The sequence below is a fragment of the Cryobacterium sp. Hh38 genome, assembly GCF_004403235.1.
In the GTDB taxonomy this organism is placed as follows: Bacteria; Actinomycetota; Actinomycetes; order Actinomycetales; family Microbacteriaceae; genus Cryobacterium; species Cryobacterium levicorallinum.
In genome coordinates, this window is record NZ_SOHD01000022.1 from 62,631 (window position 1) to 79,519 (window position 16,889).

A 16,889-nucleotide genomic window follows, 5' to 3' on the forward strand; every position below is an offset into this window, starting at 1 on the left:
GGTCACAGGGAAAGAAGCGTGCCCGGCCAGGCCGTCCCGAGCGTCCCAATACACACAGCAAGGCCCACACTGACCGCGACTAAACTAGTGACTTCGGTTTAAGGGGTGCGTGCGTGATCGACCAGGAGCTTGTTCGGGAACAGAACTATGTCCAGTCGCTGTATGAGCGGTTGGATGCACTAGCGGAAGAGGCCGAACATCAGCTGATCGAGGTGCGCCGCCTCGACGTGGGCGGCAACCACCAGTCCCGCAGCGAACGCGATACCTTCGCCCGCCTGTACGAGGATCGCATCGTGCAATTGCGCGAGGTCGACGACCGGCTTGCATTCGGTCGGCTCGAGACCATGCCGGACGACTCCGGCGACTCGGTCTACCGCTACATCGGCCGGGTCGGGCTGCGCGACGAAGACCACAAGCCCCTGCTGCTGGACTGGAGGGTGCCGCAGGCCAGCGCCTTCTATCAGGCCACGGCCGCCACACCGCTCGGTGCCCGGGTCCGCCGTCACCTGCTGTCCAAGGGGCGCAGCATCATTCGCATCGAGGACGAAATTCTCGATGCCGCCCTGCTCGCCGAGCCGGATGCGACCACGCATCAGGGCGAGGGGGCCCTGCTCGCGGCCCTCACCGCGCAGCGCACCGGGCACATGTCCGACATCGTCTCGACCATTCAGGCGGAGCAGGACCGCATTATCCGCTCGGAGCTGGCCGGAATTCTCGTCGTGCAGGGCGGCCCTGGAACCGGCAAGACCGCCGTCGCTCTGCACCGCGCCGCCTACCTGCTGTACACGCACCGGGATCGCCTGCGCGACAGCGGTGTGCTCATCATCGGCCCGTCACGCGCGTTTCTGCAGTACATCGAGGCCGTGCTGCCGTCGCTCGGCGAGACCGGGGTCGTGCTCGCCTCGGTCGGTCAGTTGTTTCCCAACGTCGAAGCGACCGAAGAGGATGCCCCGGCCGTTGCCGCTCTCAAAGGCCAAGCCTTCATGGCAGACCTCATTGCCCGGGCCGTGCAGTCCCGGCAGCGCACCCCGCCCGCCGCGCAGGTGCTCGTCGTCAACGGCGACCGCATCGTGCTGCAGCCGGAGCTGGTCGCCCAGGCGATCGCGCGCGCTCGCGGCACCGGCAAGACCCACAACGAGGCCAGGGTCACGTTCGTGAAGACGGCCATCAACGCGCTGTCCAGGGTGTGGCTCGAGCATCTGCAGCAGCAGGGCCGGTCGATGGACGATACCGACCTGCCGATGCTGCGCGAAGATCTGCGCCTGGCCGATGACGTGCGCGTAGCGCTGAACACCGCCTGGCTGCCGCTGACCCCGCAGAAACTGCTGCAAGATCTGTATGCGCGGCCGCAGTGGCTGGAGGAGCTGACTCCGCGCTGGCGTTTTGCCCAGCGCAAGCTGCTGGCCCGCGCGCGCGACGCCGAGTTCACGATCGCCGACATTCCGCTGCTCGATGAGGCGGCCGAACTGCTCGGCGAGTACAACGTGGTCGACCAGGCGAAGAAGCGCGCGCTCAAGGAACAGCGTAAGCGTGACGTGGAGAACGCCGAAACGGCCATTGAAAACATGCGGGTGAAGGGGCTGGTCAACGCCAAAGACCTCGCCGCTCGTGCCGGCGAACTCGATGAGCGGACCACGACCAGTGAGCGTGCCGCGCGGGACCGCAGCTGGACCTACGGCCACGTCGTCATCGACGAAGCGCAGGAACTCTCCCCGATGCAGTGGCGGCTCGTGTTGCGGCGTGGTCCGCGCAGGTCGTTCACGATCGTCGGCGACATCGCGCAGGCGGCGAGCGCTGCGGCATCCGCTAGCTGGAAGGAGGCGCTGCAGCCGGTACTCGAGGGCTCGCCGGAGGCCGACCGCTGGCGGCTCGAAGAGCTCACCGTGAACTATCGCACGCCGAGCCAGATCGCTACAGCGGCCGAAACCGTCGCGATCTCGCACGGCTTGTCGATCACGCCCTCCCGCACGGTTCGGTCCAGCGAATGGCCGGTCGAGACGGTGGCGGATGCCGCGTCGGCGGTTCGCCGGGACCGGGCGCTCGGCGCTGGCGGCACCCTGGCCGTGATCGTCGTCGATGCCGGTCTCGCCGAGCTCGAAACAACGTTGCGGGCCGAATTCGGCGACCTGCTCGGCGTCGGTGCGCTCGGTTTGAGCCGGGAGATTGCGCTGCTCACCCCGCAGGACGCGAAGGGGCTGGAGTTTGACGCTGTTATCGTTGTCGACCCGGCGGCAATTCTTGCGGCCTCGGAGCGTGGCGCTGGGGCGCTCTACGTCGCGATGACCCGGGCCACGCAGCGGCTGTACCTGGTGGGCGACGCGCCGCTCGGTGATGCGCTCGGCTGACGTCGCTGTTGACGCCGTCGTCAATGCGGATGCCGAGCTGCCCTGATCGAGAAAGTGTCTTCCCAGGGTGCGCAGCGAATTGACCTTGGCTGCTCAAACGAGCTTTGAGCCCCGTTCGCTGATCGTAGACAACTCTTAGAAAATCGCACCTTAATACTGAGATTGTCTCGCTTTCACGGGCGTTTCGGAGTATAATTCTGGGTGAAGGAGGCATCGTCGCCATGACCCTCACCGTCCCGCCCGCAGCAGCCGGTTCGATGCCGGAGTTTGAGGGTTCCCGGGTTGCGGTGATTGCTCAGGCCGGTGCATTGTTGGCTTCCGTTGTTGACGGGGTGCGGTTTAGTCATCTTGATGACGGTGAAGCGGTCGCGGTCATGGCCGCGCTGGAGGGCCTCGGGCGCAAGGTCGATGCGGCCAGACTGAGGTCGACCACCGACATTGGAGTTCGCGCGGAGACCGACCTCGGCAACGGATCTTTGGCGTATAAGAACGGATGCCGTAACCGCGTTGAGCTCATCACCCAACTTGCTGGCATCTCCGGCCGTGAAGCCAAGCGTCGCCTGAAACTGGGCGAGACGGCGGTCGAACGCACCCCGCTTGGTTTGCCGGTCGCGGCCCGGTATCCGGTCATTGCCGAGGGGCTCGTGAGTGGGGAGCTTGGGGTGGAGTCGGCGGAGATCATCGCCGGCACCCTGACCGCGTTGCAGGGCCGGGTCTTGCCGGACGACCTCGACCGCGTCGAACGTGCACTGGTGGCGTCAGCGACCGGGGAGATCACGCCGGAGACGGTGGGGCTGCCGGGCGCGGGCATCCGCTTCGCGCCCGACATGCTGCGGGCACAAGCCCTGGAGTGGCAGGGCCGGCTCGACCCCGACGGCACCGCGCCCAACGACGACGCCGTCGAGGCGAAAAGCACGTTGACCTTCGGCCTGCTGCGCAACGGGCTCTACCCGGTGCACGCCAACGTCACCCCGGAACTGCGCGGCATCATGGACACGTTGTTCGACACGTTCCTATCGGCGCGGTCCCGCACACCGCGATTTGAACCCACCGAACCCGGCAATGACCCCAGCGAGCTGGACGGCGTTTACATCGACGGCCCGAGCACGAAGGGTGAGCGCTTCGGCGCCGAACCGTTCGGCGCCGACCCGTTCAGTGCCGACCCGTTCAGTGCCGACCCGTTCAGCGGCGATACCCGCTTCGACGGGGACCGCCGCACCGGCGGTGAGAAGCGTGCTGACATCCTTCGCTCCGTGTTTGAAGCGGCCGCGCGCGACCCGCAGACCCCGACGATGGGCGGTGCGGCCCCGACCGTCATGATCCACATCAACGCCAGCGACCTCGACCAGGGCCGTGGCGTTGGCTGGATCGACGGTATCGAAGCCCCGGTCTCGTTCCGCCGGGTGACAGAAGCCATCTGCACCGGCGGCGCCCGAAAGGTACTGTTCGGCGACAACGGCGACGTGCTCTACCTCGGCGACACAGTTCGCTGCTTCACCGCCAAGCAACGCACCGCCATCGCCGCCCGCGACGGAGGCTGCATCATCCCCGGCTGTACCATTCCCGCCCGGTGGAGCGAAGTCCACCACGTTATCCCATGGCAAAAACACGGCCTCACCAACATCGACAACGGCGTCCTCCTCTGCTGGTTCCACCACCACACCATCGACACCAGCGGATGGAGAATCCGCATGATCAAGGGCCGACCCCACATACTCGGACCACTGCTCTTTGACCCAACCCAAACCTGGCGACCCGCCCACAATCACCGAGCCAACACCCCCAGCCCCGAACCCTACCGGCCCGAACGACCATGGCGCACCTGAGCCTCCGGCGACGCGTGCGCCAGCGGCTAGTCATTCCGGTCGGGTAGCGTTGAAGCATGACAATGGAGTCTCACCCCACGCCCTTTTCCAGTCTCGATGACTACGTGGCGCTGCCGCGGGTGGAGGGCCTCGCGCTCTCGCCCGACGGGCAGCGGGTCGTCCTCACTGTTGCGACCCTCACCCGCGACCAGACGAGCTATGAGCGGGCACTGTGGTCAGTGGCCGCCGACGGCACCGGCGTTCCGACCCGCCTGACCCGGTCGGCGAAGGGCGAATCCGGGGCCGCGTTTACGGCCGACGGAGACGTTTTGTTCGTTTCCACCCGCCTCGACGCGGCTGCTGACAAGGGTGCTGACACGGACGCCGTGGCCGCCCAGCTCTGGCTGCTGCCTGTTGCCGGCGGCGAGGCTCGCGCGATCACCCGCCTGGCGGGGGGAGTATCCGGCATCGCCGCGGTGGCGTCCTCCTCCTCCAACCTCGTGATCGCCGCCGAGCTCCTGCCGAGCGCCGCCGACCTCGAAGCTGAAGGCGCCGCCCGCAAGGAACGCACCGAGAAGAAGGTCGCGGCTATTCTGCACGAGAGCTACCCGGTGCGGTTCTGGGACCACGATCTCGGTCCGGCCGAACCCCACCTGCTGGCGCTCGACCTCGCCGACCTGCAGGACACGATCGCACCTCCCGCCAGCGCCAGCGACACGGTCAGCGAAGCGGATGCCCCCGCTCCTTATCCAGCCGACCTCCCGCGTCCCCGAGACCTCACGGCCGCCCCCGGTCGCACCATGGATACCGCCGGCCAGGCCCTAACCCCGGACGGATCCACACTAATCGTCGCCCTGCGGGTTGCTGAGCAACGCTCCGGTCGCTATGTGCTGGCTTCCATCGACGTCGCGACCGGCACCCAGACCACCCTGTTCGACGAATTGAAGGTTGACTTCGAATTCCCGGCTGTGAGCCTCGACGGTAGACAGATCGCCTTCGTGCGAACAGCCGTCAGTACCCCGGAGGGTCCGGCCGACCAAGAACTCTGGGCTGCCGACCTGGACGGCCGCCGCCCGCGTCGCCTCGCCGCCGAATGGGACCGCTGGCCGACCAGCCTGGTCTTCGACGCGGACACCGAATCCAACCAGGCCCTTATCGTCACGGCCGACCACGACGGCCGCGGTCCGATCTTTCGCGTACCGCTAGACGGCGGAGCGCCCGAGCAGCTCACCACCGACGACTTCAGCTACACCAACGTCTGCGTCGATGCCCAGACCGGCGACCTCGTGGCCTTGCGCTCCTCCTGGATCGCGCCGGCGCATCCGGTGCGCATCGGCCGCTCCGGTACCGTCAGCATGCTCGCCACACCGGCCGCGCTCCCCGAGGTTCCCGGCACGATCACCGAGGTTGAGACCGTGGCCGAAGACGGAGCGCGAGTACGCGCCTGGCTACTGCTGCCTGCGGGAGCCGGGCAGGAGCATCCGGCCCCGCTTCTACTATGGATTCACGGCGGCCCGCTGAACAGTTGGAACGCCTGGAGCTGGCGGTGGAGCCCGCTGCTCGCCCTAGCCCGAGGTTACGCGGTGCTCTTGCCCGACCCCGCGCTCTCGACCGGCTACGGGCTCGATTTCATCGCTCGTGGCTGGAACGCCTGGGGTTGCAAGCCCTACACCGACCTGCTCGCGATCGTTGATGCAGTCGAAGAGCTGCCCGAGATCGACGAGACCCGCACCGCAGCGATGGGCGGATCATTCGGAGGCTATTTGGCCAACTGGATCGCCGGCCACACCGATCGGTTCCGCGCCATCGTCAGCCACGCGAGCCTGTGGTCGCTCGACCAGTTCAACGGAACGACCGACGACTCGCAATACTGGCAGAGCATATTCTCGGCGCAAGGCATGATCGACAATTCGCCGCACCAGGCGGTGCGCGAGATCGTCACGCCGATGCTCGTCATTCACGGTGACCACGACTACCGGGTGCCGATTGGCGAAAGCCTGCGGCTGTGGTCTGAGCTCGCCGAACACCACGCAGGGGTCGACGGCAGTACCCAGCACAAATTCCTGTTCTTTCCCGACGAGAACCATTGGGTCCTCAAGCCTCAACACGCGGTGGTCTGGTACCAGACCGTGTTCGCTTTTCTGGACCAGCACGTGCACGGCGCCGACTGGAAGCGGCCGCGCCTGCTTGGCTGATCAGGTCAGGGGCGCCCCGCAAGTCGGTTAAAGTGGAGAGCTGGAAAGGAACCAGCTATTGAGTGACATTGCAGGCGAATTGGCGCGGGTGCGCGAAGCCTTCGACAAACCCACCCTTCGACTGCTCGACCGCAAATGGGCGCCGTTCGTGCTCGCTGTGTTCAAGAGTTCATTCAGCCGTGAGCATCGCAGCGTTTCCTGCGAGGCACTGCACACCCAAGTGGATGCCTACCTCGCCGACCTCCGCAGCATCGGCCTGGATGCGCCCGAGAAAACGGGCCGCGCCCTCTGCGTGCAGTGGATGAACGACCTCTGGCTCTACCGGGAGATCAGCGACGCGGGGGAGGAACACTACTCGCTCACCAGCCACGCCCTCGAAGCACTGCTGCTCGTCGACGGTCTCGCCCGAGATCGGGCGCTGATCAGCGAATCCCGCCTCACCACGATCGTCGACACCGTGCGTCATCGCGCCACCGAAGCTAACCCAGACCGCGAGGCGCGGGTGCGGCGTCTCGACCAGCAGATCCACGAGCTCAGCAGCGAGCGTGACCGGCTCTCCGACGGCGGCGACATTGAGCCGGCCTCCAACGAGCAGATGCACGAGGGCTACGCCAACCTCATCAACCTTATTCAGCAGCTGCCGAGCGACTTTAAACGGGTCGAAGAGTCCGTCGCGGCCATGCATCGCCAGATCGTCAACGACTTCCGCGGCGAGGAACGGCCGATCAGCGAGGTTCTCGACGACTACCTCGCCAAAACGGATGCCCTCATGTCGTCGACCGCGGAGGGTCGCGCCTTCGAGGGCGCGTTCACCCTGCTGCGCAACGACGCTCTGCTGCAGGGGCTGAAAGCGGATCTCGAGACGATTCTGCTGCATCCGTTCGCCCTCGAACTCAGTCGCACCGAACGCCGCAGCTTCATGAGCACGGTCACCCTCATTCGCAAGGGCATCGACGACGTGCTGACCCAGCGCAAGGGGCTCACGACCACGCTGCGCGAGCACATCGTCAACCATGACGTCGTGAAAGATCGCGAGCTTGAACGTGTGCTGCGCGACGTCAATCGCGAGCTCGCGACTTGGATGCAAACCGCCGGGCCCCGCTCTACTGTCACCGCCGAACTGATGCCGGGCACCCTCGACGTTGAGCACCTGCCCGAACGGTTCTACGATCCGGTCGCCCACCGTGCTCCGCCCGCGCTGGCCGATGTGTCGGGCGCCGCGCCCGCGGCGCCGAGCCTCGACGCCCTGCGGCAGCAGGGTGGGCCACTGCTCCAAGAACTGCGCGACGCCCTCGTGGTCGCATTCGGGACGGGGGAGGCGGCATCCATTGGCAGCGCCTTCAACGGGCTCGACGCGAGCCTGCGTCGGCCGGTCGAGATCCTCGGCCTGCTGCAGCTCGCCGCCCAGCTCAGCCCGGGCACGGCTGGGCTCGAGAGCTTTGAAACGGTGCGACCGGATGGCTCGGTGCGTTTCTTCGAGGTGCCGCGCCTCATTTTGACCGACGACGACACGGCGGCACTGGCCGCCCAGAATTTGGGTTCCGAGAATGACTGACGACCTGGCTGACGACGACACCGGCATAGACAGCGACCCGGCCAGCCTCTCGCTGTTCGAGGGGGATGAGGGCGGCCTGAGCGTGGAGCAGCGCCGGACGCTCGTGCTGCTGCTCAAGCACCGCTATATTTCGTCGGCACTACAGCCGGCCGAGTGGCAGACCCTGCTGAAGTCGCAGAGCCTGCTCAAATCCCGGCTCAACGACGTCTTTCTCGACCTGCACGTTGACCTGCACTACGAGATCGCCTTCAAGAGGCAGGCCCTCGCCGAGGGCGGCGAACGCTTCCCCACCCTGCTGCACGACGTCGCCTACAGCCGGGAAGAGACCATTCTGCTCGTGCTGCTCCGCCAGCGTTTTCGCAGCGAACGCGCCAACGGTTTGGAAATTGTTCTGGTCGACCGCGACAACCTGGTCGACAACGTTGCCCATTTTCGGCCGGAGCACGCGACCGACCTGTCCGGCGACGCGCGCAAGGCGACGGCCGCCGTCGACAGCCTCACCAAGGCGCGGGTGCTGCTGAAAACCAGCGACCCCGACCGCTTTCGCATCTCCGCAGTGATCGAAGTGCTGCTGCCGGTGGAGCGCCTGCGTGAGCTGCTCGAGTGGCTGCGCGCCGAAAATAACGAACCGCTGATGGAGCCCCTGGTATGAACGATTCCCCGCTGTTCTATATCAACGGCGCCACCGAGGGCACCACGCAGTGGCGTGCCGAATCGATGCAACTGGTCAATTGGGGCGGCTTTCATGGCCACCACGAGGTCGACTTCAGTGCCTCGGCCACGCTCGTCTCCGGAGCCTCCGGCACCGGCAAGAGCAGCCTGCTCGACGCCTACCTCGCCCTCATGATGCCCTCGGACACCCCGTTCAACGGTGCGTCGAACGACGCCGGCTCCGGCCGGGCCCGCAGCGTCGACCAGCGCAACCTGATGACCTACCTTCGCGGCAAGACCGACGCCAACCGCGAAGCCGGCACCGACGAGCTGACCGACCAGGTGCTGCGCGGCGCAAACGCAGCCACCTGGGGCGCCATCGCCATGACCTTCGTCGACGACAACCAGCGCCGCTTCACCGTGCTGCGGGCCTACTTCGTGCCGCGCGGCGCCCACAAATTCGCCGACGTCACCATGAAAATGGCTACGACAGACGGATGCCTCGACCTGCGCGACCTTGCCGCCATCGCCGGGAATCGGTTCGACAAGCGCGCCCTGAAAGCCCACTTCGACGGCCTCGACGTCTTCGATACCTACGCGGCGTTCGCCCAGACGCTGTATACGCGGCTCGGCATCGGCGCCAACGGTGAGGGCAGCAAAGCGTTGCGCCTGCTCGCCCGCATTCAGGCGGGCCAGCAGGTGAAAACGGTCGATGGACTGTATAAGTCGATGGTGCTCGAAGAGCCGGCCACCTTCGCCGCCGCCGACAAGGCCGTCGACCACTTCGAAGACCTCGAGCGTTCCTACGGCGCCATGGTCACCGAGGCGCAGAAGGCGCAGGTGCTCGAACGCCTGCCCGAGCTCAACGCCGGCTATGAGGCCGCGACGGCCAAGGCCGATCTGGTCGACACCTTCGGCGTGCACCGGGCCGGCGATACCCCGTTCGTGCTGTGGCAGTTGCAGACCGAGCAGGCCCTCCTCGAGACCGCCGCCGACACCAACCGGGTCGCCCGCCGGGATAACCGGGTCGCCCTGAGCCAGGCGCGTGACGGGGAGACCGCTCTGAAAACCCGGGTGGCCGACTTGCAACACCAGCAACGCAACAACGGCGGCGACCTGCTCGAACGCCTGCAGAACGAACTCACCCAGCTACGCCACCGGCACGACGACGTGGCTCGCGAGCGCGCGAGCTTCGACGATCGGGTGCAGAATCTCGCCCTGCAGCTCGATTCGCCCGCATCCTTCGCGGCTGCTCAGCGCGCCGCCGAAGAATTCGCCGCCGCGTTCGCCGCCGCCGAGGCCGCACTGGAAGCGACCCGCTCTGCGCTGCAACGCGAGTCGTACCCGATGGAGGAGGGCATCCGCTTGCTCAAGCAGGAACGTGCCTTTCTGACCGGACGCGAGAGCCTCGTGCCCCAGCAACTGCATCAGGCCCGGCTGCTGATCTCCGAAGCGGCGAACATTCCGGTCGATGAGCTGCCGTTCGTGGCCGAACTGATCGACCTCGCCGCCGGTGAAGAGCAGTGGCGGCTGGCCGCCGAGGTGACCCTCGCCTCGGTCGTCAAGGTTCTGCTCGTCGATGAGACCCGGATCTCTCAGCTCAGCGCGGCGATCGACCCGCTGCAGCTGCCGCTGCGCATCCACTTTGAGGGTGTTGAGCTGAAGCCGCACGTCGTGGCCGTCAGCGACGCCCGTTACGTCTCGGGCAAGCTCGACGTGAAAGACTCGCCGTTCAGCAGCTGGGTGCAGGCGCGCCTGCGGAGCGCAAACCTCGACGCACTGTGCGTGGCCAGCCCATCCGAGCTGGGTGGCGCAGGCGCACGGGTGACTTCGAGCGGGCAGACTCGCAATGGGTCCCGGGGCGCCCACGGCGCAAACGCGGGTCAGAAATCGATCATCGGATTCTCCAGCCGCGCCCGGCTCGACGACATTGCGTCGGAACTCGCGGCGCAGGGGCGGGTGGCCGATGCTGTCGCTGGACGGGCATCCGCTGTCGCAGACAGCTTGGTCGGACTGCGCGATAACCAGGCCGCTCACCAGCACATTCTCGACACTGACTGGTCGACCATCGACGTTGCGGCGGCTGCCGAGCGCATTGCGGGCAAGAAATCCGAGCAAGAACGGATGCTCGCCGGCAGCGATATCCTGCGCGCCCTGAACGATGAAGAGAGCCGGCTGGCCCTCCAACTCGATGTTGCCGGAAAGCAGAAGCACGCGGCCGACCGGACCGGCGCAACGCTGGCCGAGGAGCAGAGCAGCATCGTCGACGCGCAAGACACGGTGAGCGCGCGGCTGGACCAGATCGACCAGGGCGACGCGCTCGTGCTCGCGGCCGAACATGCCGCGCACCTGAGTGAGCAGTTTGCTCTGGTCACCGACCAGAACGATCTTTCCGGTTTTCCCGCCGGCCTGAAACGCCTGCGCGAGCGGTTGATTGCGCAGTCGGCGCAGGACCGCGACAGCGCGGCACGCGATCGCGCGGCCATGATCGGCATCTTCGAGTCCTTCCAGAGCCGCTGGCCCGACCCGAACATCGGCGTCGCTCTCGAATCGGTCACGAGCTACACCGACATTCTCGACGCGATCCGCACCCTCGGCCTGTCGGAGCGGCGGCAGGAATGGAAGCGCCGACTCTCCGCCTGGAGCGGCCAGGACCTCGTGCCGCTCACCGGCGCGTTCAACTCGGCGATCGAGGAGATCGAAGACCGGCTGCGACCGATCAACGAAATTCTCGCGACCCTGCCGTTCGGCGCGGGCCGGGACCGCCTGCAGATCGCCCTGCGCCGCCTGCACCCGGGTGACGCGACCTCGTTCCGCAAGGAGCTCAAGGTGCTCTCTTCAGGCGCGACGGAGCAATTCACCGATGATGAAACCGAGGACCGCTTCACCCGGCTGCAGCGGTTCATGGCTTTGATTCGCCGGCCCGACGGGCTGAATAACTCCCAGCGGGACCTGCTGCTCGACGTGCGCCAGCATGTCGAAATCACCGCCGTGCGCGTGACGCCCGACGGCGTGGAGGTGAGCACCTATTCCTCGCTCGGCGGCAAGAGCGGTGGCGAGTCGCAGGAACTCGTGGCCTTCGTCGTCGGCGCAGCCCTGCGCTTTCAGCTCGGCGATGAGAGCCGCACCCGGCCGCGTTTTGCCCCGGTCTTTCTCGACGAGGGTTTCGTGAAATCCGATGCCGAGTTCGCCGGGCGTGCAGTCGCCGCGTGGAAGGGCCTCGGATTTCAACTCATCGTCGGTGCTCCGCTCGACAAGGTCACCGCCCTGGAACCGCACATGCAGTTGGTGCTCTCGATCACCAAGAACACCGCCACTGGTTACTCCTACATCACGCCGCTGGCGTCACCGGAGGTCACTGCCTGATTCACTGAAGCGGATCAATGCTGGCGAACTCTACTCTTCGGACTGCGAGCGGCTTGGGCGTAGCATGTTGGTGGGTCGGCGCGTGGAGTGGCCAACGAGATTGGAGCAGAGGTGATCGGATCGCGGCAACTCCATCGCAACCCCAGCTTTCGTAACCCCACTTTTCTCTCAACTTGGCTGCTCTGGCTCGTCGGTTTCCTCGCTTTTCCCATAGCCAGCCTCGCCGGAACCGCCGTCGGTGGGCGGCTCAGCAACCCCGTATCGGCCCTGATCGGTGGTGCAGTCTGCGGAGTCGTGATCGGCGTTGGACAGGTGCTGGTCAGCCGGCGTCGACTCGATCCGCTGATCTGGGTACCGCTGTCGGCCATCGGAATGGGCCTGGGGCTGCTACTCGGCTCAACCGTTGTTGACTATGGAACCACCCTGGCCGAACTAGCCCTGATGGGCGCGGTCACCGGGCTCGTTCTCGGCACCGCGCAGGCCGTCGCCCTGCCGCGGCGGGCCAGACGCCGCTGGCTGTGGGCACTGGGTGTTGCCGCTCTTTGGGCTCTCGGCTGGACTTTGACCACCCTCGTCGGGGTCGACGTCGATGCCCAGCACACGAATTTCGGCGCCATCGGTGCGGCAGCTGTTACCGCATTGTCGGGGCTGCTGCTCCACTTTTTGCTACCGTATCACCCCGCTTCGGGCGTGTGGCTACCTTCCCGACGGGTCACGACCTCGACGCTTGGACCCCAATGAGGGGGATTGTTTCCGTCCAGTAAAAGCGAGAACGTCCCGACGTAATAGGCTCTGCAGAGCGGATGCCACGAATCAGTGTCGGCATCGGCGCGACCAGAACCGGCGGCCGGGGGCCGCCAGATCGGAATTACCCGTGGAATTCTCCGCCATGCTCGCCGAGACGACCGGGCTGAGGTCGGACGTCGTCAAACAGGTCGCGTCCGTGGCCGCCGACGTGCTCCAGCTGAGCCGCACCATTCATGCCGACCCGGAGCTGTCCTTTCAGGAGCACCGGGCATCCGTTCTGGTCGCGGCCCGACTTGAAGAAGCGGGATTCGCGGTAGAACGCGGCGTGGCCGACCTTGGGACAGCTTTTGTGGCGACCGCAGGAAGCGGACCGCTGACGGTGGCCGTCTGCGTCGAATACGACTCGCTGCCCAACATCGGCCATGCCTGTGGCCACAACATAATCGCCGGCGCGAGCGTCGCGGCCGCACTCGCCCTGCTCCCGCTCGTGGATGACCTCGACATCACCCTGCGGGTGATCGGAACTCCAGCCGAAGAGCACGGCGGTGGCAAGGTTGTGCTTCTGGAACGCGGCGTGTTCAATGGAGTGGGAGTCGCCATGATGACCCACCCCGTTCAGGACGGAATGTCCTACAACCCGGAAGGAACGACGAGCCAGGCCGTCGGCCGATACCGGGCAACGTTCCGCGGCACAGCCGCTCACGCTGCGGCGGCACCACATCTGGGAGTTAACGCTGCGGATGCCGCAGTGTTGTCGCAGGTGGCGGTGGGGCTGCTGCGTCAGCAGATTCCCAGCGATCACCGAATCGCTCTCTATGTTTCTGAGGCCGGATTTGCGACGAACATCATTCCCGACACTGCGGTGGTGGAATTTGAATGCCGAGCTTTCACCCTGACTCAGTACGAGGCGCTCCTCGTGCGCGTTCGTCGGTGTTTTGAGGCTGGCGCGCTGGCGACGGGGGCGACGCTGGAGTTCGAGCAGACCGAACCCCTCTACGAGCCGCTGCTCCAGGACGCGGTGTTGTGCGCCCATTGGAACGAGGGCATGGCGTTCTTCGGGCGCAACGTTGAACGATCGGCGGGGTTGAGCGGTGGGTCAACGGACATGGGCAACATTTCCCAAATCATCCCCAGCATTCACCCCTGGGTGGGCATCCCAGGGGCTCAGGTTCCCATTCACTCGCACGGATTTGCGGCCGTCGCTGATACTCCGGAGGCCTACGAGATCATGTTCGAATCCGCCATCGCGATGGCGTGGACGGTGCTCGGCGTCAGCACCGACACAGTGCAGCGCGAGACTTTCATCGCCGCAGCACAATCGCGCTCGACCGCGCAGACCACTGGGGAATCCGATGAACACTAGCGTCACGCCGACCAAGCCCGCCGAGCGGTCGGCATCCGTTCGACTGAAAAATGCCTGGCCGATCCTTGCATTGGCATTTATCATCGCGGTGGGAAGTCAGGCCATCGGTTCCCTGACGATCGACCTCGGCGTTGGAACCATCATCATTTTTCCGATGGTCTGGGCCATTCTGATCGGTGCCGTGGTGTCGGTGCAGACAATCAAGCCGCTCGGGCTGAACCTGCAAAAGATCGCCAACGCGTTCGTGGGCATCGCCGTGATGCTTCTCGTTGCCCGTTTGGCATTCTCGATCGGTCCGAGCCTTCCCCTGCTGCTCGACGCCGGGCCAGCCCTGCTGGTGCAGGAAATCGGTCATCTGCTGGGCACGGTCGCCCTCGCTTTGCCGCTCGCGGTCTTGCTGCGCATGGGCAAATCCACCGTGGGTGCCACATTTTCGCTCGACCGCGAACCGGCCTTCGCTATGGTCAGTGAGAAGTACGGCCCCGATTCCGACCAGTATCGCGGTGTGCTCGCGATGTATGTGTTCGGAACGCTGTTTGGTGCCGTGTACATCAGCCTGCTCGCGTCGCTACTGACCTCAGCCGATATCTTCGACCCCCTTGCCCTCGCCATGGGCGCCGGGGTGGGGTCGGGGTCGATGATGGCCGCGGCCGCAGCGAGCATCGTGGCCCAGTTTCCGGCGCAGGCCGAGCAGATTCTCGCCATGGCCGCGGTGTCCAACCTCATCACCACGGTCCTCGGCGTTTACGTCGGCATCTACATCGCCCTGCCGCTCGCCGACCGGTTCTACCGGCTGTTAACTCGGAAACAGGTCGATCAGCAGCAGGCAGTGGATGCCACCACCGTCGATGAGAACCGTCGGTTCCGGGAAGCCGCTGCGGAGGCCGCCGCGCCGGTGAAACTCCCGATCTGGCTGGCAATGAGCGTGCTCTCCATCGTCGGCATCGCGACGGCGTCGGTGGCCGCAAAGTCCTTTTCCTGGAGCATCGTCGGCGGCTACGCCATCATGGTCGCGCTGATTCTGGTGAGCATGTTTCTGGCGAAGGTCTCGCGAAAGATTTCGGCGATTGTCTGGGCAACGACCATCGGAGCGCTGATCTCCAGCCCTTGGTCTCCGGTCGGCGAGCTGCTCACAGCTCTGGTGACCAGCGTCGACTTTCTGTCCCTGGCGACCGTCGTGCTCGTCAGTGCGGGGCTGAGCCTCGGCAAGGATATGCCCCTGCTGAAGCGGATCGGCTGGAAAATCATTCCCGTTGGACTCGTGGCGATCACGGCCTCGTTCGTGCTCTCCACCGTCTTCGCCGAGTTCTCCCTGGGTTTCTGGTAGCAGTAACGGATGCCGTCAGGAACGGTCCCAGACCCAGCGCGCAGCCTCGCCCAAGGCCCGTTCAGCCTGGTCGGCTCGTTCCTGCACGGCGAGGGCGGCTTCGATTTCATCGCACAGATCGTTGTCGACCAGCCAATCGATCGCCCGTGAAACGGCGCGTGCCTCGGCGAAACGGTGCCAAATCAGGTCGAGCCTGGGCTCTGCCTCCTGCACCGTGTTCGTGAAGCGGCGAAATGCTCCGGCACCGTTTAACGCTCGGGCCAAGCGGTCGGCGATGACGGGATCGGTGACGGCGTCCGCAAAATCGGACATATCCCGGTATTTGTCACGGGAGTCCTCAGCTCCAATTCCAATCCAGGCGGGGTCGTCAAGATCGATGTCTTCGGCGTCGCCCGTGATGACATCGCCGTCCATGATGGTCAGCATGTCCCCGGTCGCGGCGTTGTAGTAGCCACCCTCACCGTTGCCCAAGGTCATCACCAGCAGGTCCAGGTCAATGGTGGCCAGGGTGCGGTGCCGCGGCTGTTCGATAGTCATGCCCCCATAGTGGCCGCAATTCGGCGGGCAGGGGCACAAATAGTGCGATTCCGACTGCCCCCGCCTTGACCGCGCTAACTCCGGGTCGGCGCGCCCGCCATAGCTGGTGCGCCGAGTATACGGGCGACGTATTTAGCCGCGCCGCAGTCCCTTTTCGAGTACCTCGAGGTGCAGGTCATCGCGCCTGGGCACGCCGAATCGCGTGTCGACGTGGAAGGGTTTCCGCACGCCCGTGCGACGATAGCCGCGTCGTTCATAGAACGCGATGAGGGCGTCGCGCAGGCCAATGACGGTCATGATCATCACGGTCGAACCCCATTCGGCCACGGCCAGGCGTTCGGCCTCGACCAGGATCCGCGTGCCGTCACCCTGACTCTGGCCCGTCGGGCGCACGGCGAACATGCCGAAATAGGCGGTGTCGCCCAGGTCTTTGGCGATGTGGGCGCAGCCGACCAGATCGACGCCGCGTTCAGCGAGAATGACGAGGCTGTTGCGGCGATCGAGGTCCGCGTGCAGCAGGTCAGCGTCGATGCGCTGCCCATCGATGAGGTCGGCCTCTGTAGTCCAGCCGGCCCGGCTGGCCTCGCCGCGGTAGGCGTTCGTCACCAGCTCCAGCAGGGCCGGAATGTCGTCGTTGGTCGCGCGGCGAAACGTCAGGGTGTTCATTGCCCCACGATATCGCCCGCACCCCGGCCTCCCTCACCCCGTCAGCGCGCGCTGATCCAGTGGCCAGGCGAACATTCGCGCGAAGAAGCCGCCGGTGACCTTCACCTTGACGTGGCCTTCGCAGCGCTGGCTGCGCGGCACATTCTTCATCACCTGGTCGACGTGCTGGCCGCACCCGGCCCGGGTGGTCTTCTGGCCGGTCTTGCAGGTAACCCCTCTGCACATGTTGGCGGCCATTCACTCGGGGATGTGACGTAAATACTTACACCTCGGGGTAACATGCGAATTCATGCAGACTGACCGAAACGGATGCCCCGGGCCCGGCCGGTGTA

General features: G+C 65.7%; 12 protein-coding genes. 9 read left to right on the forward strand and 3 right to left on the reverse strand.

The genetic code is table 11. The features are described 5' to 3' along the window. Positions 1 to 113 precede the first annotated feature (113 nt). The 9 genes from E3T41_RS07560 (at position 114) to E3T41_RS07600 (ending at position 15,354) form a co-directional block, all read left to right on the forward strand. The gene (locus E3T41_RS07560; RefSeq protein ID WP_134477954.1) at positions 114 to 2,345 is read left to right on the forward strand and encodes a UvrD-helicase domain-containing protein; all 2,232 of its coding nucleotides are present in this window, start codon (positions 114 to 116) and stop codon (positions 2,343 to 2,345) included. Positions 2,346 to 2,566: 221 nt separating this feature from the next. Continuing rightward, entirely contained in the window at positions 2,567 to 4,171 is a 1,605-nt protein-coding gene (locus tag E3T41_RS07565) for an HNH endonuclease signature motif containing protein (protein WP_134477956.1), read from the forward strand. 62 nt (positions 4,172 to 4,233) lie between these two features. Beyond that, complete coding sequence (locus E3T41_RS07570) at positions 4,234 to 6,345, forward strand: alpha/beta fold hydrolase (RefSeq protein ID WP_092452169.1); 2,112 nt, start codon at positions 4,234 to 4,236, stop codon at positions 6,343 to 6,345. A 58-nt stretch (positions 6,346 to 6,403) separates the two neighbouring features. Next, on the forward strand, positions 6,404 to 7,900 hold the full coding sequence (locus E3T41_RS07575; protein ID WP_166787610.1) for a DUF3375 family protein: 1,497 nt from the start codon (positions 6,404 to 6,406) through the stop codon (positions 7,898 to 7,900). Then, positions 7,893 to 8,552 carry a DUF4194 domain-containing protein gene (locus E3T41_RS07580; RefSeq protein WP_092452164.1) on the forward strand — a complete coding sequence of 220 codons (660 nt, stop codon included), beginning with the start codon at positions 7,893 to 7,895 and terminating at the stop codon, positions 8,550 to 8,552. Before E3T41_RS07575 ends, E3T41_RS07580 begins: the two co-directional genes overlap by 8 nt. Beyond that, positions 8,549 to 11,917, forward strand: a complete 3,369-nt coding sequence (locus E3T41_RS07585; RefSeq protein ID WP_134477958.1) for an ATP-binding protein — start codon at positions 8,549 to 8,551, stop codon at positions 11,915 to 11,917. Before E3T41_RS07580 ends, E3T41_RS07585 begins: the two co-directional genes overlap by 4 nt. Before the next feature lie 87 nt (positions 11,918 to 12,004). Continuing rightward, positions 12,005 to 12,658: a hypothetical protein gene (locus tag E3T41_RS07590; RefSeq protein WP_092452157.1), complete on the forward strand. Its 654-nt coding sequence runs from the start codon at positions 12,005 to 12,007 to the stop codon at positions 12,656 to 12,658. 133 nt (positions 12,659 to 12,791) lie between these two features. Next, positions 12,792 to 14,027, forward strand: a complete 1,236-nt coding sequence (locus E3T41_RS07595) for an amidohydrolase (RefSeq protein ID WP_233194952.1) — start codon at positions 12,792 to 12,794, stop codon at positions 14,025 to 14,027. Further along, entirely contained in the window at positions 14,017 to 15,354 is a 1,338-nt protein-coding gene (locus E3T41_RS07600; protein WP_092452154.1) for a DUF3100 domain-containing protein, read from the forward strand. The genes E3T41_RS07595 and E3T41_RS07600 overlap by 11 nt, the downstream gene beginning before the upstream one ends. Positions 15,355 to 15,369: 15 nt before the next feature. On the opposite strand, the gene E3T41_RS07605 is transcribed toward E3T41_RS07600, so the two are convergent. The 3 genes from E3T41_RS07605 to E3T41_RS07615 all read right to left on the reverse strand — a co-directional run bounded on the left by E3T41_RS07605 (position 15,370) and on the right by E3T41_RS07615 (position 16,782). Next, positions 15,370 to 15,891, reverse strand: coding sequence for a UPF0158 family protein (locus tag E3T41_RS07605; protein WP_104131705.1), 522 nt, complete (start codon positions 15,889 to 15,891; stop codon positions 15,370 to 15,372). A gap of 132 nt (positions 15,892 to 16,023) precedes the next feature. Beyond that, the gene (locus tag E3T41_RS07610) at positions 16,024 to 16,557 is read right to left on the reverse strand and encodes a GNAT family N-acetyltransferase (RefSeq protein WP_092452148.1); all 534 of its coding nucleotides are present in this window, start codon (positions 16,555 to 16,557) and stop codon (positions 16,024 to 16,026) included. 33 nt (positions 16,558 to 16,590) lie between these two features. Next, the gene (locus E3T41_RS07615) at positions 16,591 to 16,782 is read right to left on the reverse strand and encodes a hypothetical protein (RefSeq protein WP_092452146.1); all 192 of its coding nucleotides are present in this window, start codon (positions 16,780 to 16,782) and stop codon (positions 16,591 to 16,593) included. Positions 16,783 to 16,889 lie beyond the last annotated feature (107 nt).